This window comes from uncultured Maribacter sp., assembly GCF_963977385.1.
Taxonomy (GTDB): domain Bacteria; phylum Bacteroidota; class Bacteroidia; order Flavobacteriales; family Flavobacteriaceae; genus Maribacter.
Genome location: NZ_CAXBOU010000024.1, coordinates 1 through 23298, shown reverse-complemented (window position 1 = coordinate 23298; position 23298 = coordinate 1). Strand labels below are relative to the sequence as shown.

At 33.5% G+C, this 23298-nt stretch carries 23 protein-coding genes; 10 read left to right on the top strand and 13 right to left on the bottom strand.

Annotated elements, in window-relative coordinates; genetic code table 11:
- Window positions 1–70 precede the first annotated feature (70 nt).
- The 4 genes from AAC084_RS19395 to AAC084_RS19380 form a co-directional block, all read right to left on the bottom strand.
- A complete protein-coding gene (locus tag AAC084_RS19395) occupies window positions 71–2929 on the bottom strand; it encodes an ATP-binding protein (RefSeq protein WP_339841977.1) in 2859 nt (952 codons plus the stop codon).
- Between the two features lie 519 nt (window positions 2930–3448).
- On the bottom strand, window positions 3449–4246 hold the full coding sequence (locus AAC084_RS19390) for a TIGR00266 family protein (protein WP_339841976.1): 798 nt from the start codon (window positions 4244–4246) through the stop codon (window positions 3449–3451).
- A gap of 58 nt (window positions 4247–4304) precedes the next feature.
- On the bottom strand, window positions 4305–5084 hold the full coding sequence (locus AAC084_RS19385; protein WP_339841975.1) for a CPBP family intramembrane glutamic endopeptidase: 780 nt from the start codon (window positions 5082–5084) through the stop codon (window positions 4305–4307).
- A gap of 72 nt (window positions 5085–5156) precedes the next feature.
- Window positions 5157–5555 carry a hypothetical protein gene (locus AAC084_RS19380; RefSeq protein WP_339841974.1) on the bottom strand — a complete coding sequence of 133 codons (399 nt, stop codon included), beginning with the start codon at window positions 5553–5555 and terminating at the stop codon, window positions 5157–5159.
- A gap of 244 nt (window positions 5556–5799) precedes the next feature.
- On the opposite strand from AAC084_RS19380, the gene AAC084_RS19375 reads away from it, so the two are divergent.
- Window positions 5800–6813 carry a M64 family metallopeptidase gene (locus AAC084_RS19375; RefSeq protein ID WP_339841973.1) on the top strand — a complete coding sequence of 338 codons (1014 nt, stop codon included), beginning with the start codon at window positions 5800–5802 and terminating at the stop codon, window positions 6811–6813.
- A gap of 126 nt (window positions 6814–6939) precedes the next feature.
- On the opposite strand, the gene AAC084_RS19370 is transcribed toward AAC084_RS19375, so the two are convergent.
- The gene (locus tag AAC084_RS19370) at window positions 6940–7395 is read right to left on the bottom strand and encodes a DUF4442 domain-containing protein (protein ID WP_339841971.1); all 456 of its coding nucleotides are present in this window, start codon (window positions 7393–7395) and stop codon (window positions 6940–6942) included.
- Between the two features lie 194 nt (window positions 7396–7589).
- Between AAC084_RS19370 and AAC084_RS19365 the strand changes: the two genes are divergently transcribed.
- The 8 genes from AAC084_RS19365 to AAC084_RS19330 all read left to right on the top strand — a co-directional run bounded on the left by AAC084_RS19365 (window position 7590) and on the right by AAC084_RS19330 (window position 14355).
- Window positions 7590–8072 carry a DUF4870 domain-containing protein gene (locus tag AAC084_RS19365; protein ID WP_339841969.1) on the top strand — a complete coding sequence of 161 codons (483 nt, stop codon included), beginning with the start codon at window positions 7590–7592 and terminating at the stop codon, window positions 8070–8072.
- 50 nt (window positions 8073–8122) lie between these two features.
- Window positions 8123–8524 (top strand): nuclear transport factor 2 family protein, encoded by a 402-nt coding sequence (locus tag AAC084_RS19360; RefSeq protein WP_339841967.1) that lies wholly within the window; start codon window positions 8123–8125, stop codon window positions 8522–8524.
- 164 nt (window positions 8525–8688) lie between these two features.
- Complete coding sequence (locus tag AAC084_RS19355) at window positions 8689–9024, top strand: PadR family transcriptional regulator (protein ID WP_339842016.1); 336 nt, start codon at window positions 8689–8691, stop codon at window positions 9022–9024.
- Window positions 9025–9026: 2 nt separating this feature from the next.
- A complete protein-coding gene (locus tag AAC084_RS19350) occupies window positions 9027–10814 on the top strand; it encodes a PspC domain-containing protein (RefSeq protein WP_339841965.1) in 1788 nt (595 codons plus the stop codon).
- 97 nt (window positions 10815–10911) lie between these two features.
- Window positions 10912–11643: a head GIN domain-containing protein gene (locus AAC084_RS19345; protein ID WP_339841963.1), complete on the top strand. Its 732-nt coding sequence runs from the start codon at window positions 10912–10914 to the stop codon at window positions 11641–11643.
- Window positions 11644–11731: 88 nt separating this feature from the next.
- Entirely contained in the window at window positions 11732–12745 is a 1014-nt protein-coding gene (locus AAC084_RS19340) for a dipeptide epimerase (protein WP_339841961.1), read from the top strand.
- Entirely contained in the window at window positions 12745–13779 is a 1035-nt protein-coding gene (locus AAC084_RS19335) for an aminotransferase class I/II-fold pyridoxal phosphate-dependent enzyme (RefSeq protein ID WP_339841959.1), read from the top strand. The genes AAC084_RS19340 and AAC084_RS19335 overlap by 1 nt, the downstream gene beginning before the upstream one ends.
- A 129-nt stretch (window positions 13780–13908) precedes the next feature.
- The gene (locus AAC084_RS19330) at window positions 13909–14355 is read left to right on the top strand and encodes a hypothetical protein (RefSeq protein WP_339841958.1); all 447 of its coding nucleotides are present in this window, start codon (window positions 13909–13911) and stop codon (window positions 14353–14355) included.
- A 72-nt stretch (window positions 14356–14427) separates the two neighbouring features.
- Here AAC084_RS19330 and trxB read toward each other — a convergent pair whose 3' ends face one another.
- Complete coding sequence (trxB, locus tag AAC084_RS19325) at window positions 14428–15411, bottom strand: thioredoxin-disulfide reductase (RefSeq protein WP_339841957.1); 984 nt, start codon at window positions 15409–15411, stop codon at window positions 14428–14430.
- A 230-nt stretch (window positions 15412–15641) separates the two neighbouring features.
- Between trxB and AAC084_RS19320 the strand changes: the two genes are divergently transcribed.
- A complete protein-coding gene (locus AAC084_RS19320; protein ID WP_339841956.1) occupies window positions 15642–16337 on the top strand; it encodes a LytTR family DNA-binding domain-containing protein in 696 nt (231 codons plus the stop codon).
- 14 nt (window positions 16338–16351) lie between these two features.
- On the opposite strand, the gene AAC084_RS19315 is transcribed toward AAC084_RS19320, so the two are convergent.
- The 7 genes from AAC084_RS19315 to AAC084_RS19285 form a co-directional block, all read right to left on the bottom strand.
- Entirely contained in the window at window positions 16352–17485 is a 1134-nt protein-coding gene (locus tag AAC084_RS19315; protein WP_339841954.1) for a formylglycine-generating enzyme family protein, read from the bottom strand.
- Window positions 17486–17635: 150 nt separating this feature from the next.
- Window positions 17636–19198, bottom strand: a complete 1563-nt coding sequence (locus tag AAC084_RS19310) for an arylsulfatase (RefSeq protein WP_339841952.1) — start codon at window positions 19196–19198, stop codon at window positions 17636–17638.
- A 104-nt stretch (window positions 19199–19302) separates the two neighbouring features.
- On the bottom strand, window positions 19303–20436 hold the full coding sequence (locus AAC084_RS19305) for an amidohydrolase (RefSeq protein WP_339841951.1): 1134 nt from the start codon (window positions 20434–20436) through the stop codon (window positions 19303–19305).
- 125 nt (window positions 20437–20561) lie between these two features.
- A complete protein-coding gene (locus AAC084_RS19300; protein WP_339841950.1) occupies window positions 20562–21164 on the bottom strand; it encodes a class I SAM-dependent methyltransferase in 603 nt (200 codons plus the stop codon).
- A 48-nt stretch (window positions 21165–21212) separates the two neighbouring features.
- Entirely contained in the window at window positions 21213–21602 is a 390-nt protein-coding gene (locus tag AAC084_RS19295; protein ID WP_339841949.1) for a hypothetical protein, read from the bottom strand.
- 191 nt (window positions 21603–21793) lie between these two features.
- Complete coding sequence (locus AAC084_RS19290) at window positions 21794–22261, bottom strand: DUF423 domain-containing protein (RefSeq protein WP_339841947.1); 468 nt, start codon at window positions 22259–22261, stop codon at window positions 21794–21796.
- A gap of 157 nt (window positions 22262–22418) precedes the next feature.
- Window positions 22419–23231, bottom strand: coding sequence for a DUF3179 domain-containing (seleno)protein (locus AAC084_RS19285; RefSeq protein WP_339841945.1), 813 nt, complete (start codon window positions 23229–23231; stop codon window positions 22419–22421).
- Window positions 23232–23298 lie beyond the last annotated feature (67 nt).

Below are 23298 nucleotides of genomic sequence, written 5' to 3'. Positions count from 1 at the left end.
TGAATCGAGAAGAAAAAGCATGTACTATTTGTGCATAACATGCAAAAGATAACCTGTAACTATATTATAATCAGATACTTACCTCTTCACTTGGTGGATAACCAAATTCATCTTTAAATGCTCTACTAAACCACGATGGATTACTAAAACCGACAACATATGCTATTTCGGAAACAGATTTAGATGAAGTTTGAAGCAGTTCTTTGGCCTTTTGAAGACGAACAGTTCTAATAAAAATTGCTGTAGACTTGTCTGAAATGGATTTTAATTTGCGATAGATTTGAGATTCACTTAAATGCAATTCTTTGGCTAATTGAGTAGCACCAAAATTTGCATCGTCTAAGTGGGTATGTACACTTTCAATAATTTGTTTTAAAAATTTTGTTTGTGGATCTTCAAATTCTTCATTGAGCAATGAAGAGTATCCACTTTTCTCCAATTTTTTCATGAGCTTTTTGCGCACTAAAATCAGTTGATCTAGTCGGGTAAAAAGCTCTTCTTTATTAAATGGTTTTGCTAAATAGGCATCTGCCCCTATCGATAAACCTTTTAATTTATCTTCGAAAGTCGCTTTAGCTGTTAATATTATAATCGGAATATGGTCTGATCGCTCATCATTTTTTAGGGTCTTACATACCTCAAAACCATCTTTACCAGGCATCATAACATCACAAATAATAATATCTGGAATTTTTTCTAGTGCTATCTCAATTCCCTCAATTCCGTTCACTGCATGAATGGTTTCATAAGTGCTCTTAAGGCAAGTTTTTAAATAATGAGCAACATCCATATTGTCCTCAATTATTAGCAATAAAGGTAATTCAGCGGCAGTATCTTGGGTTTTGGCAACTTGTTTCGATTTAGTTCTAATTATTTGAAAGGTAGAATCTAAAGTTTGTGGAACTTGCGATATTGTTTTTGCATTATTGGTAATAGGAATTTTAACGCTAAATTCACTTCCTTTGCTAAGTTTACTTTTAACCTCAATAGTTCCATTCATTAATTCAACAAGTTCTTTTGTAAGCGCTAAACCAATGCCTGTGCCTTCATTTTTTCTTACAGTTGACGCATCTGTTTGATAAAAACGATTAAATATGTTTGGTAGTTCTTCACTAGCGATACCAATACCACTATCTTTTATTTTTATAGATAAATAAGATTGGTCTTTCTGATTTATTTTATTGATATGAACAATAATTTTGCCTTGCTCTTCTGTAAACTTAATGGCATTTGAAAGTAAGTTAGAAACAATTGAAGTAAGTTTATTACCATCAAAATCCATTATCAAGGATTCTATTTCACAATAAATAGTAAGTTTTATATCATTTTCTAGAGCATAAGAACTGAAACTTTCACCTAAATATTTTATAAAGGGAATTATATCGGATTGTATTAATTGCAATTCCATATTTCCACTTTCTAACTTAGATAAATCTAACATCTCATTTACCAAGTGCAACAGATTATTACTATTACGCTCAATCATTTCTAATGAATTCTGAATGCCTTCTGGTTTTTTATTTTGTAAATCAGATTTAATAGCGTCGGTCATACCTTTAATAACCGTAAGTGGTGTTCTGAATTCATGAGTGATGTTTGTGAATAAGGCATTTTTTAGCGTATTGATTTCTCTAAGCCTCTTTCTCTTTGTGGTTTCAATTTTTCGGTAAATAATAAAATATGCTGTACCTAGAAGAAGAACCAGAAATCCAAGAATTAAAAACAAGTTTCGCTCTCTGTTTTTTTTAAGCAAACCTGCTTTATAGGTTCTACTTAGCGATTCTTTTTCCTGCGCTTTTGCAATACTATCAGTGCTTAACTGATTGTTGAAAATGATATTCTGAATTTCTGTTCTTGATTTATTTTCATTTTCATTATCAATTAGTTCTTGATATTTTTCAAAGTAATTAAGAGCTAATGCGTGGTTGTTTAATTTTTTATTTATCTCATAAAGGCTTTTTAAAATATCAGTATCATAGTCCCAATTATTCACATCATATATCTTAATACAATCATTGCATTTTTTTAAAGCTTCTATGTAATTGCCTAATCCATATTCTATTTGACATTGGAATAATAAAATATCGCTATGATATTCAGGGTTTTTTAAATGCCCTAGAACGGATATATATTCTTCCAAATATTTACTTGCATTCTCATAATCTTTTTCATCTATATAAATAGAAATTAAATTTCCAGTGCCTATTACTGCATATAGCGGAAGTCCTATTTCTTTGGCTATTCTAATGCCTTCTTTCCAATGTTTAATAGATTTAGGAATATTTCCTAAATTCTTATACACATTTCCTAAGTTCCCATTTGCTCCAGATATGCTTCTCTTTATTCCGTATTTTTTGCTTAATCTTAAATGATTTAAATGGTACTTTTCTGCTTCTTGATAATCACCCAATGCAGTAAAAATGAACCCTTGATATGCTATACTCCAACCCAAATTAAGGCTATCCCCTATTTTTTCGCTATATGTCTGGGATTTTTGCAGTGTTTTAAATGCGTTGGTATAATCCTCATAAGTATATTCTAAACTGCCCAAACCCAGTAGCTTATTAGCATACAAAAAACTGTCCTTGATAGAAAGTGCAAGTTCTAAGCCCGTTGTATAATAGGTTTTGGCTTTCTCATTTTCTTTTTTTTCAAAATATATTTTACCCAGTAATGTTTGTGCTTCAACTTCGTATCTAATGTTCTTTTTGCTTTGGGCGAGATCTAACATTTGATGGACTAAAATAAGTGCACTATCTGTTTTTTTAAATAAATAGTGATCATCAATTAAATTACTCATCACATTAAACCGAGTTGAATCTGGAATGTTTATGTTGTGCCAAATTTGAAATAGGGAGTCTTTTTCTTTTTGAGCAAATGTAGCGCTCAGAAAAAATAATGATATAAAAAATGTTAGAACAAATTTCATTTCCCTAATACAATTAACTTTGTTTTATAGCGGCTTAGTGAATTCAACTTTTTAAATTTTCAATTGGTTTCGATTTCTTTAATCGACTTTTTAAATATGTCTTTTGGCAATTTTAAACTTTAAATGTCCAAAATCGAATATGATCCACATTTATACACTATTTAAATTTATTTAATTCTCGCTAGCTTATTAGTCTTTGAAGGACCTAAAAAAGACAAATTTAAAATTAATAACACTCGAAAATGTTGGTTTTTAAGGTTCTAAAATAACCGAATCAAGTTTAAAAAACATCTAGTTTCCAATTCTCATAAAAGAACATGGAATTAAGATACGGAATCAAAATTACTGAGAAGTAAAATTTGTATATATTGTTTAGTTTTAGGCTTTTCTATCAGTTTCTCATTAAAACCGACATTTTTTCAATTGTAAGAATGTAAAACCCAGGTGAAATCGTAAACAACTCCTGTCATTTATTTAGCAAATATTTCCACTTATACAAATTATATAAGTAGAATATGACTAAAACCTATTATCCCCACCAACGATATCTCCAAGAGTACCCAAAATACTTCCCTCTCCTTTATCTTTTCCACCTCTTGGTATTGAAGCTAGCACTCTACCTGCCAAACGACTGAATGGCAATGACTGAATATAAACTGTACCAGGTCCACGTAGTGTCGCAAAAAACAATCCTTCACCACCGAAAACGGTATTTCGAATTCCCCCTACAAACTCAATATCATAGTCGACATCTTTAGTGAAACCAACTATACACCCTGTATCGACTTTAAGTACTTCTCCAGGACCTAATGTCTTTTTCGCTAAAGTTCCGCCTGCATGAATAAAGGTCATACCATCACCCTCTAATTTTTGCATGATAAAACCTTCTCCACCAAATAGTCCACGGCCCAATTTCTTTGAAAATTCGATACCAATCGATACTCCTTTTGCGGCGCATAAAAAAGCATCCTTCTGGCAAATAAACCGTCCCCCCATTTCTGATAAGTCTATAGGTAGAATTTTACCAGGATATGGTGATGCAAAACTCACTTTTTTCTTTCCCTTACCAATATTTAAAAAGGCAGTCATAAACAGGCTCTCACCGGTCAACATTCGTTTACCTGCAGAAAATATTTTACCTAAAACACTATTGTCTTGATTACTTCCGTCACCAAAAATGGTATTCATTTTTATATCGGTGTCCATCATCATAAAGCTACCAGCTTCGGCAACAACTGCCTCTTGAGGATCAAGCTCTATTTCAACGTATTGCATTTCTTCTCCAAAAATCTCGTATTCTATTTCGTGTGCGTTCATTTCTTAATTTTTATTGATTGATGCTTATTAGTAGATAAAAAAAATGTTTTGTTACAAGTCAAATTCGATTTGAATCATTGGTAAGAATTTTCACCTCTTTTAAAATCATATATATACCGGCAACAGAAATTAAGTACAACAACAAAATAATTATATACATTCTATGTGAAGAATCGTAAGTTTCAATGGTTATAAACTTTACTAAAAAGTTATAAGTACCATGAAGTAAAATATTAAGCCACAGAGTTTTAGTTAAATGATAGAGATAAGCAAATAAAATACCTATAATAAAATAGGCAATTAAGCCTTCAAGATTCCAGTGTACGAACGCAAATAGAAAAGACGAAACAACCAAACCAAAGGTGAACCCGTATTGTTCCTTTAATTTATTGAAGATAATTTTTCTATATAAAATTTCCTCGGTAATTGGTGCTGCAATTACTGCTAGCAACAAATAAACCATACCATGCAAACCATATTGAAATGGATTAGTAAAAGTAAAAAAACGAATTTTTGATTGAAGTAGTTCTTTTACAAAAGGTATGTCTAGAGCTGTTTGGAGAATAATAATAAATACAGCAAGAAGTATTACATAGAATACTAGCTTCGGATTTACCTTTTTTAATGAAAAATTTAAATGAATTCCAAAATGTTTTAATAAATAAATTATACCAACTACCATAACAATAGGTATCGATATTAATGAGATAAAGTCTACTTGTTTATTTGTTAATTGTAGTCCGATTGATGACCAAATTATCACACCATGAAGTAGATGTACTAAAACCAGTACAAATAGAATTAAAAGAATTGACTTATGTTTTTGTATTAGTTGCATAAATGTTTTAAGCTTAACTTTATTTTTAGCTAATACTACTTTATAGCCATTCGTTTAATTTGTTTATCAATACTAAACTTCTCCTACAGCCTGTGCTAATTCTTGAGACCTTTGCGTACCAATAAGGTATTTCTTTCCATTTTTAAGTGTTAAAGAAATGCCTTCTTTTCCCTTAACATTAAAAACAGTACCGTACTTTTTAGTTTTTCTAATGCCATATCCCACAAAGTCATAATTAATAGCTGTTGCCACTGCAATATCGCTTAGACTAATTACTTTTTTAAAGAACATAAGATACCGAATTTTAATAGTATCAGATACCACCACTTTTAGCTTTGCTATTACTAAAAACAAGATGGTAAGCAAGTAAAGTAGAACAAATACTATTTTACTAAGAGGTATTCTATTTGCTATCCACATCATGCTGTTATTACCAGAATCATCTGGAATGTAACCACTAAAAACAACCATAATACTACTTACTATTTTTAATCCAGTTAAAATTATTGGAGCCAGAATTATCAACCACAGCTACCATTGGGTGAATTTCTGTGTTTCCTGAAAATTAAATGAAGATGCTCCCATTATTAAAATAAATTTATACAGTTAATTTTCTTAAAATATATTATCACTTTAAACAATTTACGAGCAATTTATTAAAAATATAATAGTTATAATTTTACTGATACAGATTTAATTTCAACCGCTATTTATCATGTACAAAACACTTTCAAAAATTATCCTACTCCTTTTTATTACTGTATTCATATCATGTGGAAAAGATGAGTCGGCAGATAATTTGACCTATACTACTGATGATCAATTTTTTAACGACGGAGATATTGAAATCGTTTTTGAAAATAATAAGAGTAATGGCATTAACGTAATATTTCTTGGAGATATCTATTTTCAAAATGATTTAGAGGCAGAAAATGGAAAATATAGAACACAAGGTCTAAGTAGCATCAATTATCTTTTTAACACTCCTCCATTTTCTGAATACAAGGAATATTTTAATGCATATATCATTTATGCAGAATCTAAATCCTCTAAATCCGACGATGGTGGTCTTGTAGTGGAAACTCCTTTTGGTGGTTATGTAGATTCTGATGGAAATCTACTTCTTGAGAATTGGAATCCTATTACTGAATATTTAGAAAAACAGAATTTTGACCCACAGAACGGAAAAAACCTAGTGCTTTTATCTGTAAATGGTAAAAATGCAAAGGTTAATGGATTCGCAGTTCTTAATGGAAATCTTGCAGTATTTGGAGATGGAAATAACGAAATAATGATTCATGAGGTTGGTCATGCCTTTGCAAGTTTGGGAGATGAGTATATTAGAGAGGATTACCCGGCATACGCCTTAGCAAATAATACTGCCAATTTAGATTCCACCAATAATTTGACTTCCATTAAATGGAAACATTTTATTGGACTTACCGGTTATGAACATGTAGGAGCATATGAAGGGGGTAATTATAGAAGTACTGGTTTCTGGAGACCAGAACAGAGAAGTATTATGGGAGTTAGCAATCTAGCAAATTCTTTTAATGCCCCAAGTAGAGAAGCGATTGTAAAGAAAATTTTTGAACTCCATAATATGGAATATTCTTTTGAAGACTTTTTGAAAATTGATGAAAATGCAAATAAATCATCAAAACAATTAAAAGCGAAAACGAAAATTCAAAGCTTGCAAAAAATTAAATGCGCTACTATTCAATTCTAATATATATACCTTATTAAAACGATAACATGTGCTGTCATTAAGCTACAAACTTTAGTTTTTAGCTATTAAATACCATCGTAATATGTCTTAAAATGAGTATTTTTTTCTATTAATTGGCATTAAACATTACTTCTTCAATCGCACCGTCCACTCAAAATCAAAAGTACTCACCACTACTCCTTCTTCATTTACTCCGATAGATTTCATCCAAATAGTTTGTCCTTCTCCTGTAGCAATAGTTTTATCTAAAGCTTCTTTAATCATATGCCCATCTTCACAAGTAAAAGTGATTTTACCTGTAGCTTTCTTTGAAAAATTGGCTTTATTATTAGCTACCAACATGGATATTTTCTTGCCAGAAGCTTCAATTTGGTCTATCATCATGGCTCCTGTAGCCAATTCTGCCGCCATACCCTGTACTGCCCAAAACATTGATTTAAACGGATTCTGATTAATCCATCTGTGCCTTACGGTCACAACGGCCTTATTTTTATCTATTGTTCTTAAGCGCACCCCACACCACCATGCTGCAGGTAGTTTTAAAAAAGAAAACATGTTGAATTTACTAGCTGTTACGGCCATATTATCTATATATTTTTATAAAAGTAGCTATTATTTATAGCATACTAAAATGTTAAAATAATGTTAAATATTAGTACTATGTCTAACATAGTACCTTTTTTTAGCCATATATTTGCATAGGAAGTTATTAGGTTATCAAAGTAAATAGCTTTTGCATAGTAATAAAAACAATCATCATCAACAACGAACCAATCATGATAGAAACAGTAACTAAGCACGAACGAAACCTCTCTGCACTTATACATGCGAGTACGTTTTTTAAATTCTTTTTTCCCTTTGGGAACTTTATAATACCTCTTGTATTATGGACAGCGAACAAGAAAGAATATGAATTTATAGACCATAATGGCAAACAGGCATTAAATTTTCAAATAAGCATTTTACTCTACTCTATTTTAGTAGGTATGATTAGCATACCATTTTTCTTAGGGGGGTTAATTCCAAATATTTTCGACTTTGATCACTTTAGTTTTTCAAACCTACAGAGTTTTAGTTTTGTTGATTTTCATTTTAATAGCGATGATTTCTTTGGCCCTTGGATGATACCTGTAGGATTACTTGGACTAGCCCAATCAGCTTTGTTCATTATTAATATTGTATACACCATTTTGGCAACCATAAAAACAAATGAAGGTGAGCATTTTGAATATCCATTAACTATAAAATTCATAAAATAATGGGCCTAATTAAAATAATAATAATTCTAACTCTTGTATTGGTATCAAACATGCTTAAGGGTCAAGATGTAGAAAACGAAGCCCTTTACAATACCATTATGGAATTGGATAAAACATATTTCATCGCATATAATGAGTGTGATATGAAAACACAAACCGAGTTCTATGATGAGGATATTGAGTTTTATCATGATAAAGGAGGGTTGGCAACAGACAAAGCTGAACTTTTAAAAAGTATCGAGAAGAATATTTGTGGTAAAGTAACACGAACCTTAATTAAAGAAAGTGTAGAGGTTTACCCCATAAAAGATTTTGGAGCAGTACAAATAGGATTGCACAAATTTTACAATAACCAAGAACCGAATGCCATATCGAAGCCAACAAAATTTATTGTTATCTGGAAAAAGACTGATAGCAAATGGCTTATGAGCAGAGTTATAAGTTTACATTAAAAGACAGGGTATTCATCACACCCTTAAGAGTTTATTAATCAATCAAAAATTAATCAGGATGTTTATTCATCGAACAAAAAACGAACAGTTAATCTATGCAGACAACAGACACTATGGAGCAAACCCCTCCACAAAGGGGACTGCATAAAAAGCAAAAAGACATTATGAATGTAGAAAACACAAAAGCGCAAATGCGAAAAGGGGTTTTGGAGTATTGCATCCTGTCCATCTTAAACGGACACGATAAATATGCTTCTGAAATCTTAGGTACGCTTAAAGATGCCAAAATGCTGGTAGTAGAAGGTACTATATACCCACTACTTACAAGGTTAAAGAATGCAGGTCTTCTGAACTACCGTTGGGAAGAATCTACTTCTGGACCGCCAAGAAAATACTATACCTTAACCGAGACCGGTAAACTTTTTCTTAAAGAATTAGATACCACTTGGGATGAATTGAGAAAAGCCACGAACCTGGTAACCAACACAAAAAACAGCTAACGATGAACAAGACAGTAAATATTAATCTAGCAAACATGCTCTTCCATATAGACGAAGTGGCATATAATAAAATGCGTAGGTATTTAGAATCGGTTAAACGATCCTTTGCCAATACACCGGGTAGTGATGAAATCATTGCCGATATAGAAGCACGTATCGCCGAACTTTTCCATGAGAAATTAGAAAATGAAAGGCAGGTAATCACACAAAAAGAAGTAGATGATGTAATCGCTATTATGGGGCAACCAGAAGATTATATGGTCGATGAGGAAATCTTTGAAGATGAGCCAAGAGCAAAAACTGCTTCTAATAAAGAGAGAGTTAAAAAACTATACAGAGACACAGAGAAAAAATACGTTGCTGGGGTTTCTTCAGGTTTAGCTCATTATTTTGGAATCGATCCTTTATGGATACGCTTAATTTGGATATTCTTGACCATATTCACTTGGGGTGGTTTCATATTTATCTATGGACTATTATGGATCCTTATTCCTGAAGCGAAAACCACGGCAGAAAAATTAGATATGAGTGGTGAAACCGTGAACATCAGTAATATCGAACGTAAGGTCAAAGAGGGTTTTGATGACGTTGCGGATCGCGTAAAAAGTGTTGACTATGAAAAAGTAGGCAATACCGTTAAAAAAGGAGGTAAAACCGTATTTGACACTTTTGGTGATATAGTCATGTTTCTATTCAAAATATTTGGCAAATTCATAGGTATTCTATTGGTTATTATAGGAGCTTCGACATTAATCGGACTTTTCGTTGGCCTTTTTACAGTAGGTATATTAGATGTTATTCATGTACCTGGTATAGATTTTTACAATGTGGTCAACTCAACTAATTTACCAATATGGGTAGTATCGTTATTAGCCTTTTTTGCTATAGGTATTCCGTTTTTCTTCTTAATGTATTTAGGATTAAAAATATTGGTCAATAACTTGAAGTCTATAGGAAATATTGCAAAATTTTCACTTTTAGGTCTTTGGTTGATTACTGTAATTCTTTTAATTGTTTTTGGTATTAGAGAAGCTGCTTCTCATGCTTATACTGGTAGTACTTCTGTTGAGAATGAAATTACAGGGATTATACCTTCAGATACTTTGCAAATTAATTTGGTGGCTACCGATGAGTACGACTATGAAAAGGATATACATATGGGAGATACGTTCATCTCTTATGATGAAGCTGGTAATAAGGTCTTAGTTTCTGACGATGTTAGATTCCGCATTAGAAAATCACAAGATTCTTTAGTACGCATTCAAGTACGTAAAGAAGCAGATGGGCCATCGAACAGAGAAGCAAAGGCAATAGCTGAGCAAATTATTTATGAGTATGAGGTTAATGGCAACACTATTTCTTTTAACGATTACCTAACCACTCAAGGTCCGAAATTTAAGGATCAAGAAGTACGTGTTAATATTTTTCTTCCGGTGGGTACCATTCTTAAGTACGATCAGGCAAGTAGTATAAATTATATTACTACCATGACAACTGATAAAGATGTTGATAACCTTGAAGGCTATGTTTGGAAAATGGCCGCCAACGGTGAATTGCAGTGTCAAGACTGCCCTGAATATATGAGTGAGGACGATGAAAGCGACGGGGAAAATCGAATTAATATTAATGGAAATGGAATTGATATTAATATTAATGGTAATGGGGAAAAGGGTAAAATAAAAATCAATGAAAACGGTATTGATATCGATGTCAATGATAATGGTGAATCCTTTAAAATGAAATTAGATGAGAACGGCGTAAAAATCAACGCTAACGATAGTATCAACTAATTACAGTTCATACACCATAATCTACAATTGAGTAGTATTTAATCGTAGAAAAATTATAAAACAATCAATTTTACATCAATCTAAAAAACAAACAATCATGACAACACTAGTAAGAATTACAATCGCACTTGTTCTCACCCTTTTGCTTACCTCTTGTGGCTTTGACATTAACTTCGGAGATTTTGGCACAGGAGAAAAAGGAAACGGCGTAGTCGTCGAAGAAACTCGAGAAATTACTGAAGAGTTTACAGAAGTATCATCATCTGAAGGTATCTATGTTTTTGTAACCCAAGGTTCTGATTTTGACATATCTGTTGAAGCAGATGAAAATATCTTGGATTTGATAGGTACCGATATTAGAAACGGTAAATTAAAAATTCATGCAATAGAGAACATCGGTAGAGCTACCAAAAAGGTATATGTTACTTTACCGGCAGTTACTGGTTTATATGCATCAAGTGGTTCTCATTTAACTGCGGAAAATATGATACAGGCTGATAAATTACATGTTGACGCCAGCAGTGGAGCGATGTTAAATGCAAATGTAAAAGTGACGGACATGGAGATAGATGCCAGTAGTGGTGCTAATATTACACTTTCCGGTAACGCAAAAGAAGTGTATGTAGATGGCAGTAGTGGTGCTAATATTAAAGCAAACGACCTTATGACCCTAAGTTGTAATGCAGATGCCAGCAGCGGAGCCAACATTAGTATAGATGTTGCCAATAATTTAACTGCGGAAGCTTCTAGTGGTGGTAATATATCTTACAAAGGCAATCCGTCGGTACAGAAGAACAAATCGGTATCTGGTAGTGTACATAAGTATTAAAAATCATCAATCAACTTAACTTTAAAACCCACTGAATTATCAGTGGGTTTTCATTTTTTAGTCAGGTGCTAATATGTATATTAGTACCATGCAAGTACACTTAAAAAAATATACATTACCATTGAAGCATACGTTTAGTATCTCAAGAGAATCTCATGATTTTCAAGATACTATGATTGCTTCCCTTACCTTAAATGGTCAAACAGGTTATGGCGAGGCAACATCCAATCCATATTATAAAATCACTACTGAGAGCATGATGGCTGAAATTGGGGCCATTTCAGGAGAAATTGAAAAATTCGAATTTACCAAACCAGAAATATTCCATGGTTTTTTGGTAAACAAAGGCTTATCAAACTTTGCCATCTGCGCTTTAGATTTAGCAGCTCATGACCTTTATGGAAAATTACTAGGCAAGCCTTTATATGAAATTTGGGGTACAAATACCGAACATTATCCTATTACGAATTACACCATAGGTATTGCATCTATTGATGTTATGCTGGCTAAGATGCAAGAAATGCCATGGCCTATCTATAAAATAAAATTAGGCACAAGCGATGATGTAGCCATTGTAAGAGAACTCAGAAAACACACCGATGCTATTTTTAGAATTGATGCCAATTGTGCATGGACCGCGAAAGAGACCATATTTAATGCCCCAATTTTAAAAGAGCTTGGAGTAGAATTTTTAGAGCAACCGTTAAAAGCCGATAATTGGTCTGGTATGGAAGAAGTTATGCATCATAGCGTTTTACCTGTTATGGCTGATGAAAGTTGCATTGTAGAAAGTGATGTTGAAAAATGTGCACTTCATTTTAGCGGTATCAATATTAAACTGACCAAATGTGGCGGACTCACCCCTGCCCTACGCATGATACAAAAAGGAAAGGATTTAGGCATAAAAGTTATGGTGGGCTGCATGACAGAGTCTACAGTTGGCATCTCTGCCATAGCTCAATTAATACCACAATTAGATTATGTGGATATGGACGGGGCACTTCTTTTGAAAAGTGATATTGCCACAGGAGTTCAAATTGAACCTGACGGAAAAGTAATTTTTCCTAAACTTGCCGGTACCGGTGTACGACTATTAGAGTAATGATTACAATCGATGAATTTCCTGGTAGAACAATTAATGTAGACGGTAAAGACTTTCTATATTTTGGCGGTACGTCATATTTAGGTTTACAGACAGACCTAGATTTTCAGGAACTTTTTATTAAGAATATTAAAAAATATGGCACTTCTTATAGTGCGTCAAGAAAATCTAATATTCGCATTTCTATTTTTGACAAGACTGAATCCTACTTATCAAATTTAGTAGGTAGTGAAGGTTGTATTACCATGTCATCTGGGTATTTAGCTGGGCAATTGATTTGTGATTATTTTAGTTGTGAAGATTATCAATTATATTATGCTCCTAATACTCATTCTGCGCTATTTAGAGGACAACAATATATTTATCAAACCTGGCAGCAACTAGAAAAAGATGTTTTAAAGAACCGTGATAAAAAACATGTGATATTCTTAGATAGCATTGATTTTAATGGCAATAATTTTCCCGATTACAAACCTCTTCAAAAACTACCTTTAGAAGATGTAATTCTTATTATAGATGATTCTCATGGTATCGGCATTACCGGTTCTAATGGTGGTGGTAGCCTCAAATACTTGAAATCGTTAAAACCTAAGGAGTTATTAGTTACTTGTTCTCTCGGTAAAGGCTTTGGCATACAGGCAGGTGCAATTTTTGGTAGTGAGACCATGATTGATAATTTAAAAGAAACTCAATTTTTTGGTGGTTCTAGTCCGGCTACACCGTCTGCTTTAGCTACATTAATAGATGCTCATTCTATTTATTCAGAAAAAAGAGCATTGTTGAATCGGAACATTGCACTGTTCCTAACTCATTTTTCCAATCCATTGTCCTTCTCAATGTCTAAAGGACATCCTACCTTTAGCTTTAAAAATGAGCAAATGGCAGCTTTGCTAGAAGAAAATGGTATTCTAGTCACTAACTTTCGTTATCCTACTGAAGATGATGAATTAATGAGCCGTATTGTTCTTAGTTCGTCCCATACAAAAGAAGATATTCTTAAACTTAGTAAAATACTTAACACCTTAGTAATTTAGAATACTAAATAACGTGAAGATATTTTTACCATATTCTTAATTAATTGCTTTAAATTTTAACATATCCTAAATTTATTTCGTATCTTTTTAGTAGATATTCAACTGAAATATTAACTAAAACTCTTCACCATGAAAAAATTAATAGGATTGGTTTTATTAATGTTAGTCTTGGTTTCTGCCGCCTCGACCAATATAATCAACGAGAACTACATGCATACTATAGAAGGTACCTGGGAACTGGAAAGCTTTTATAATTATGATGGCCAACAAATTATCGATACCGTACCTACCACTGACGGGTATCGACAGGTGAAAATGTATTATAATGGCAAAATAATGTGGAGTCGGTATGTACCTGTTGACAAAATTGGAAGATTTGGTTATGGCACGTATAATATAACGGATGATAAACTTATAGAAACCATTGAATATGGAGATAATGAGATGATTATGGCTATGGATACCATGCGTATTTTTACTTTTGAACTTCAACTTAGCGATGATAGGTTCAGTCAAATAAGCCTAGATGAGGAAGGAAACAGAACGTTTTCAGAAAATTACAAAAGAATAGATTAGCTAATTTTTATTAAAAATAAAAAAACGCCGTTTCTTTCGAAACGGCGTTTTTTTTATAGCGTTATTTTACAACTATAAATTATACTGGTCTGCTACTGATTCTTCTACAGAACCAATAGAAGCTAAATAACGTTCAGCATCCAAAGCAGCCATACAACCGGTACCCGCTGCAGTTACAGCTTGTCTGTACTCTTTGTCTTGGGCATCACCACTAGCAAAAACTCCTGGTAAATTCGTCTTGGTAGATTTACCTTTCGTAATTAGATATCCTGTTTCATCCATATCTAACTGACCTTTAAAAATATCAGTATTTGGTTTGTGACCAATAGCGATAAATATACCTGTAATGGCTATTTCTTCTTTTACTCCCGTTAGGTTATTTACCATACGTAAGCCTTCAACTACCTGCTCGCCTAAAACCTCATCGACCTCTGTATTATAACGTATCTCGATATTCTTAAGACTATTTACTCTATGTTGCATCGCTTTCGAAGCTCGCATTTCACTTTTACGCACTAACATGGTTACTTTATTACAAATATTTGCCAGGTAAGATGCTTCTTCCGCAGCCGTGTCGCCCGCCCCAACAATGGCAACGTCTTGACCTTTATAGAAAAAACCATCACATACTGCACAAGCAGAAACTCCACCACCACGTAAACGTTGTTCACTCGGTATATTTAAATATTTTGCGGAAGCTCCCGTAGAAATAATTACGGTTTCAGCCTCTATTTGCTTTTCACCATCGGCAACTACTTTGTGAATACCTCCTTTTTCCTTCGAAAATTCAACTGAAGTAATCATACCGATTCTAACTTCGGTACCAAAACGTTCGGCTTGTTGTTGTAACTGCACCATCATTGAAGGTCCGTCGATACCTTCTGGATAGCCCGGAAAATTATCTACTTCTGTGGTGGTTGTCAATTGTCCGCCTGGCTCCATACCAGTATACATAACAGGTTTTAAATCTGCACGTGCAGCATAAATAGCTGCTGTATAGCCTGCAGGGCCGGATCCTATAATTAATGTTTTTACGCGTTCTATTTTATCAGACATAATATCAAGTGGTTCAATTATTAATCTCTAATACAAAAGTAGGTTTTTGAGTAAAAAACTTACAATTAAGTTATCAAAAGTTTTAATCGAGTCATTAGATAATCAGATACCTTATTAATAACTTTAATAAGGTAATTAAATATGTAAAAGGATTAAAAAATATATCATAGTAAACGAACCTTCACTGTATAAAATACGTAAGTATTGTAGGGACCATTATGTAATGCAAGATGAGAAAATTAAACTGTGCGATAGTTGAAGATTCAAATGTACAACGTACTTTGTTGGAACAGATTATACACAAAACTCCGAATTTAGAACTTCTATATTCCTTTACCAGTAGTACCGAAGCATTGGAAAAGATAAATTCATCAAAAATTGATTTATTGTTTTTGGACATTGAGATGCCCTTTATGAACGGATTTGAATTTATAGCCGGATTACAAATAAAACCACAAGTTATAATTACTAGTCAAAATTCGAACTATGCATTAGAAGCATTTGATCATAATGTTATTGATTTTCTCTTGAAGCCTTATAGTAAAAAAAGATTTGAAATAGCAGTAGGCAAAGCTATTATCAAGGTTAAAACTAGCATTAGAAATAAACCGGAAAGCAAATTGGTGATAAAACACAACTTAAAACAGGTTGAGCTTAACATTCATGCAATTCAGTGGGTAGAGGCTTTAGGTGATTATGTTAAGGTAATTACCCCAGAACGTAATTATGTAATATTATCTACTTTAAGTACTTTTCATAAAAAACTTGGTGATGATAAATTTGTAAGAATACATAAATCTTATATTGTTAACTTAAAAATGGTTGAACGATACAACCATGAGTTCATTGAAATTAAAGATAAAAAAATACCTATAAGTCGTACCAAAGGCATTGAGCTAGACCGACTTCTAAAGTGTGTGGAGTAATTTTGATTACTTAATTATTTCGTTAACATATTTACACTAGCTACTGTTCTGAAACCTGTATGCTCAAGAGAAGAATCCATACTAGAACCCATACGAGCAGATACTCTATAACTAGCACAATAAGAAGCACTGCATAAAAACGAGCCTCCTTTTATAACTTTCTCTTTTGCAAGTTGATTATTAGGTGTAAAAGGACTTGTTGCCCCTGTCGGATTGATTAAAATAGTGTTTTGACCGCTTACCTCTTTATAATAATTGGTATTGTACCAATCACTCGTCCATTCCCAAACATTACCCGCCATATCATAGAGCCCTAGTGCGTTTGCTGGATATGATTTTACAGGAGCACGTAATTCATATCCATCCGTTTTACTGTTGTCAACAGGAAATTGACCTTCCCACGTATTGGCTTTACTACTTAATACAGAAAGATCATTGCCCCAATTATAAACCGTACCGTACGAACCAGCCCTTGAAGCCAATTCCCATTCTGCCTCTGTTGGCAAACGTCTATTTGCCCAATCACAATATGCCAAGGCATCTTCATAGGATATTTGAACAACAGGATAATTGTCTTTTCCTTTAATATTGCTTTTTGGTCCATTTGGATGTTGCCAATTAGCACCAATCGTCCAATTCCACCACTGCGAAAAATCATAAAGATTTGCAACGGGAGATTTTGACTTTTTAAAGGTTAACGACCCTGGCTGCAAAATAGAATCATGCGGTTTTTCAGTACCTACTGGAACTTGTTTTTTTAATTCTTCCCAATCTATACCTTGTTCTGCAATGGTTACATATCCCGTAGCTTTTACAAAGTCAGCAAATTGTTTGTTGGTTACCTCTGTAGCATCCATAAAAAAGCCATCTACCATAACGTCAATAGTAGGTTTTTCATGATCCATTGCCATTTTATCAGCATCTACCGCGCCTTGTTCAAATGTGGCTCCAGGTACCCAAACCATTCCTTCAGGTGTAGTTACTCCTTCAGGTTTATCAACTACTAATATATGCTTCTCAACTTCAGCTGATACATGCTCCTGATCTATTACTATTACTGCTGTTTTCTTTTCCTTGGTTTCTGATTTACAATATGTCAGCGTTACCAGAAGCAAACCTAAACCAAGAGTTTTAATACTTTTTATCATGTGTAAATGGAACAATTTATTTTATCTAAAAACTTATGTGATATAAAACTAATTAGTTTATCGGACTAATCATACACTGAAAAGAAGGAATTTATAGAATACGAGTAAACTTGCTAATACAAAAAGAAGGAATATAATGTTCTTAGCAAATTATTTTTCTAACAATCCATTTTCAATGAGCGGTATTTGAAACCGTTCGGTTTCTGCCGTAGTATGCTCTCTTTTGAAGATTGCTGCTGCCCTATCCAAAATTTCTGGATGTTGTTCAGCTACATTTACTTTTTCTGTAGGGTCTTCCTTTAGATTATACAACTCTAAGGTTGGCTGTTCATCATCTTTTAAATGCTGACGTATAATCTTCCACTCCCCCATTCTAATGGCTACTTGACCACCATATTCAGGAAATTCCCAATACATAAATTCATGTTCGGTTTGATTTTTTTCTCCTAGCAATGTTGGCAAAATACTTATACCATCGGTTGGCATCGGTAGTTCAATATCTACTACATCGACAAAAGTCGCCAACATATCATACTGAACCGACGCATGGTCGCTCGTGGTTCCTGGCTTAATTTTTCCTGGCCAAGTAAAAAATGTTGGCACTCGAATTCCTCCTTCATACACAAACCCTTTTCCTTTGCCATATTTACTATCAAATGGTTTAGCACTATCAAAGAATTCGGGGTCGGCACCACCAGCATAACTAGGACCATTATCAGATGTAAACACAATCAGGGTATTATCATAAATACCTTCATCTTTCAATTGTTGTATCAACTTACCTACATTCTCATCAAAATAGGAAACCATGGCAGCATAGGCGGCATGTGGATTTTGGTGTGAAAAATAATCATTGCCTTCCCCTGATAAATAAGGCTTTTCTGGTCCGAATTTATCAATATAATAATCAACCCATCTTTGTGGTGCTTGCAATGCTACATGCGGAATCGGAGTTGCCCAATACAAGAAAAACGGATTGTCTTTATTTTGCTTAACAAAGCCCGTAAGCTCCTTAAACATTAAGTCAGGTGCATAATCTGTCAACGTATAATCTTTATAACTATTCGGGTCCTTTGGATCTGCGCCTTTTGTGAATGGTGTGCTAGGTGCAATCGTGTCATTCGCCAAATGGACTCTATTTCTGTTTTTGTATAAGTGCAACGGATAATAGGTGTGTGCCTGTCGTTGGCAATTAAAGCCATAGAAAAAATCAAATCCCATTTCATTGGGTATAGAATGTGTATGCGGAGCGCCTAATCCCCATTTACCAACCAAGCCTGTCGTATAACCATCATCTTTCAAGTAGTTGGCAATTGTTTTGGTACCTTTTGGTACAGGTCGCTGCCCTTCTAAGGTGGAGTCTTTAGCCATTGCTCTATAATCCCAAACATCACCACGTTCGTTCCACTCATCATTACCACGTATAAAAGCATTGCCTGAATGTTTTCCTGTTAAAAACATATATCGTGCTGGTGCACAAACCGGAGCACTAGAATAGTGTTGTGTGAAAATCATTCCTTCTTTGGAAAGGGCATCTATATTGGGGGTTTCTATTTTCTCTTGACCGAAAGCGCCAATTTCGGCGTAGCCTAAATCATCGGCTAATATGTATATAATATTTGGCTTTTGTACTACAGGTTCAATTACTTTCTTTTCTTCTTGACAGGAAAAAAGTTGTACAGTAACAAAGAGTAATAGAAATAGGTTTTTCATGTAGGTTGGTTTTCGTTGATTCGGCTTAAAGATACCTATTTTACTTATTTTGGATGCAAGACAAACCTTCTTAAAATGATATACTTATAAATAATACAAATGTCTTATTTACCTAAAATTTCGGTAATTAAACCTTTAAACATAAGTAGTCCCGTATCTATTAATTCATCTGGAAAGTCATAATTTGCATGATGCAAAGAAGGATGCTGTTCGCCAGCACCTAATCCGAAAATAGCACTTTTATAGTTTTGAGAAAACCACCCAAAATCTTCGCCAAATCTTAGCGGTGTTGGTTTTTTATTTAATTCAAATCCTTTTTCCGTAGCCACCTTTTCCACTAATTCAACACAGAATGCATTGTTTTCTGAAGCCGGAAAAAACTCAAACCAATTGATGTCATAACTCAATTGATGCTTTTTAGCCACAACATTAACTACATCTTTAATCTTATCTTCTAACTCGCTCATTAGTTGTCCGCTCCATGTTCGAATTGTATAGTGCAACTCTGCATGTTCAGGAGATATTCCGTAGGTTTTTTCACCGATATGCATACAAATAGGAGTCAATAAAGCAAAACCATCATTTTCAAAATTTGGATTAGCAAACGAGGATAATAGTTGAATTAACTCTGCCGCTGCTAGTGACGGATTTACTCCGTTTTCTGGTTCAGAGGCATGTGCTTTTTTTCCTTTCAATTGAATGCACAAACTTTGTACTGTGGCCGTGAAATAACCAGGTTTCACTAATATAGAATGTAGTTTCTCACCAGGTAAATTATGAAGTGCAAAAACATAATCTGGCGCAAGATTTGTAAACTTAGTATCTGCTAACATCTTAGCTGCGCCCTTTCCTGTCTCTTCAGCAGGTTGAAACAATAGTACTATACTTCCTTTTTTGAATTGAGCTTCTGCCAACCACATAGATAAACCTGCAACAATGGCCATATGACCATCATGCCCACATTTATGAGAAACACCTTTATTCTTAGATTGATGCGAGAAGGTATTTTCTTCTACTATTGGCAAAGCGTCTAACTCACAACGAATGGCAACGGTTGGTCCGTCATTTCCGAACTCATAGATTATTGCTACCCCTGTCCCACCGATATTTTCAATGATGTTGGTTGGTTGATAATCCTTTACAAACTCAACAATACGTTTTGCAGTGGTATGCTCTTGACCAGAAAGTTCAGGGTGTTTATGTAACTCTTTCCGAAGTACGACCAATGTTTCATTCATAGACCTAAATATAGCATTTCTAAAAATCAACAACCCTAGCTGTAAACCTTCATAATTTGGATTATCATTTGAAAATTACTTTGGCAAGCGTTGGTAATTCAATTACAATATGCAAGCTCATCTAATTAGCTTTTCTTACACTTTATCATATGAAAAGGATAGCTCTCAATCACTTCCGTTATTTCAACTAAACCGAATGCTCCGAATTCCTCCTCTATTGTTTCTTGGTCATAAAAGAACATGTTAACGCCACCGAAAATCTCAAATCTATCTTTACTTATAAATGTACCTTGATTATATATTGTTGCCTTTTTGGAGATGGTAGTAAATATCATATAACCTTTATCGGATAACTGATTATAACAATCTTGAAGTAGCTTCTTTCGCTCTTCTTTATTCAATAAATGAATTAATGCGTAGCAGAATATGCCGCTATATTTATTACTATCAAAAGGCATTTCCGTAACCGAACCATGGTAAATTGTAAGGTTGTTTCCGAAATGGTTTTTCGCTAATTCAATGGCTGTTTTAGAGATTTCAATACCTGTGACCCGTATCCCATTATCGGTAAATACCTTGGCGTTTCGACCATAACCAATTCCTGGAATCAAAATGTTGGTCACGTTATTTGCAACGAAAAGATCCTTTGTTATAACCGCAGATTGTGCAGGTTCAAATCCCCACATTTCTTGCTTGTCTTTAAATGCTTCTTCCCAAAATTCTGCCATTTTGTACGGACTCTTAAATTTGTTTACTTCTTGTATTTAGTTACAAAGCTACAGGGCCTTTTTATCATTTTCATAAATCTCAATTGCCTTTACATAATTTATGGAACCCTTCATGGTCATATCATGCACAAAACCATCTAGTTCAGGGTGACTTTTGCTTATCCAATTTACTAAAGAATCTCTTTCATTTACCCAACTTTCCCAATCAGTTGCTATGTATTCAAAATCTTCGATTTTTGAAATTTTACCAGATTCGAATGAGATTTTAAACTTGCATGTAAGCGGATTGTTTTTTAAAAACTCATTTTTAATTGACTTTGATGCTACGGTGGCAAAAACTAGATTATTCTTCTGTTCTAATTTAAGAATGTTATACGTTGTTTTAAAAATGGAATCCCACTTAAAGTGTTCATAAAAACTTTCGTTATTAAAAGGCATTACGTAATCTCCTCCAATAATTGTAATGCTATCGCTTATAACTGTTTTTATTTCATTGTAGTCACCTGAATCGAAAGCATTGTAATAGGTAGTGACGACCTCTTTATGCTTAATTTTGGGTCGTTACATCCTATTACAAAATAAAAAAAGAGTAGTATGAGAAAGGTGTTTTTCATTGGAGGTTTTCCTTTTTAGAACTCTAATATTTCAGAGATTAAGGTCTTATATTCTTGAACCTTCTTATCAGTTCTCTTCTGAAATTCAATCCATAATAATACTCCGACTGCAAGTAAAATCCCGCCAGAGATAAACATCAAAAGACTGTTATTTGTCCCTAAAATTATCGTTATAAGTAAACCAAAAAATAACAACACATAAGTGAATATTATCAACGCCATTAAAAAGTGTAGCGTAAAAGAAATTTCTACATCAGTCTCATTTTTAATAGCTGTTTTTGATAATCTTCCATTTACAATAATGTAATTAAGGAATAGCATATACCACGCATAAAGAATCTTTTTGCGTACTTTAAATGTTACTGAGTTATTCTTTTTACAATTCATATTGAAAACCAAACCATCGACAGCCCCAAGTGCGGATTCTAATTTATCACCAATCTCTTTAGGGTTACTTTTTACTTTAAAATTCCATGCTTTCATAATATTATGTATTAAACACTTGCTAATGTCTCGGATATTAGTAGTGGCGTAGGACAGTACTTAACTCTACAAGTATACAGCAAACTAAAAATCTACTAGGATTTTCATAAGTAGTCGAGAAAAAGTAACTACTTACAGCCTTTGTTGGTAAATGTTATTATTTTTCAATCGTGTAATTCTCTATTATTGATGTCACATTTTCAGTTTTTTTCCATTCAGTTGGTCTCTCAAAATCCTGTTCAGATTTTAAAACCTGAGCATTTGGGTAATTATTTTTTATATCTTTCCAAGTAGTATCTTTCCACTTGCTATTATCCATTTCAATAAGTTTTACATTTTTTAGAGGTCCAGATACAGCTTTCCCAATTAAAGGCCACCAAAGGCTTTCCGTTTCCCTATCCCAAAAGACAAATCCATCTAATCCGTTCCATACATTTTTATCATAATATGTGTAACCACTTAAAGCAAATGTCAGTTCTTTTCCTCCATAGTTTCTATCGTAAATAGCTCCTAAATCAGCTAAAATGCAGTAAACTGCCATTATTGGTTGTCCGTCTAAAACATCATTCACAATTTCGTGTCTCGTCAGGTCTTTAACAGAATAAGCTTTAATGTCATTTCCAGAATGGGCTAATAAAAACCTAGTACTATCTGCCCAAATTTTATTCGCTTCGCTTACTGTAATGAATTCTGGTTTTAATAAAGCTGGAAATTTTTCACGCCCAATTCCGTAATGAAACTGTTCATCTTTAAGTAAATAATCGGTTATGTCAAAATGTTGATTTTCATTTTCACCACCATAAAGCATTCTCTTGCCGTCGACTTCAAAAAACTTACCATTTTCGATTGCTACTGGCCGTTCCTTTTTAACAACTTCTTGGTTGTCTTTAGCTTTAACATCTTCTTTTTTCTTTTCTTCTTTACACCCTATTAAAAGTATAGTAAGAGATAAAATAATAATTTTTTTCATATTACTTTTATAATGTCACGTCCTAAAATACGGCTACAGATTAATATTAGTTTTAAGCGGCATATTG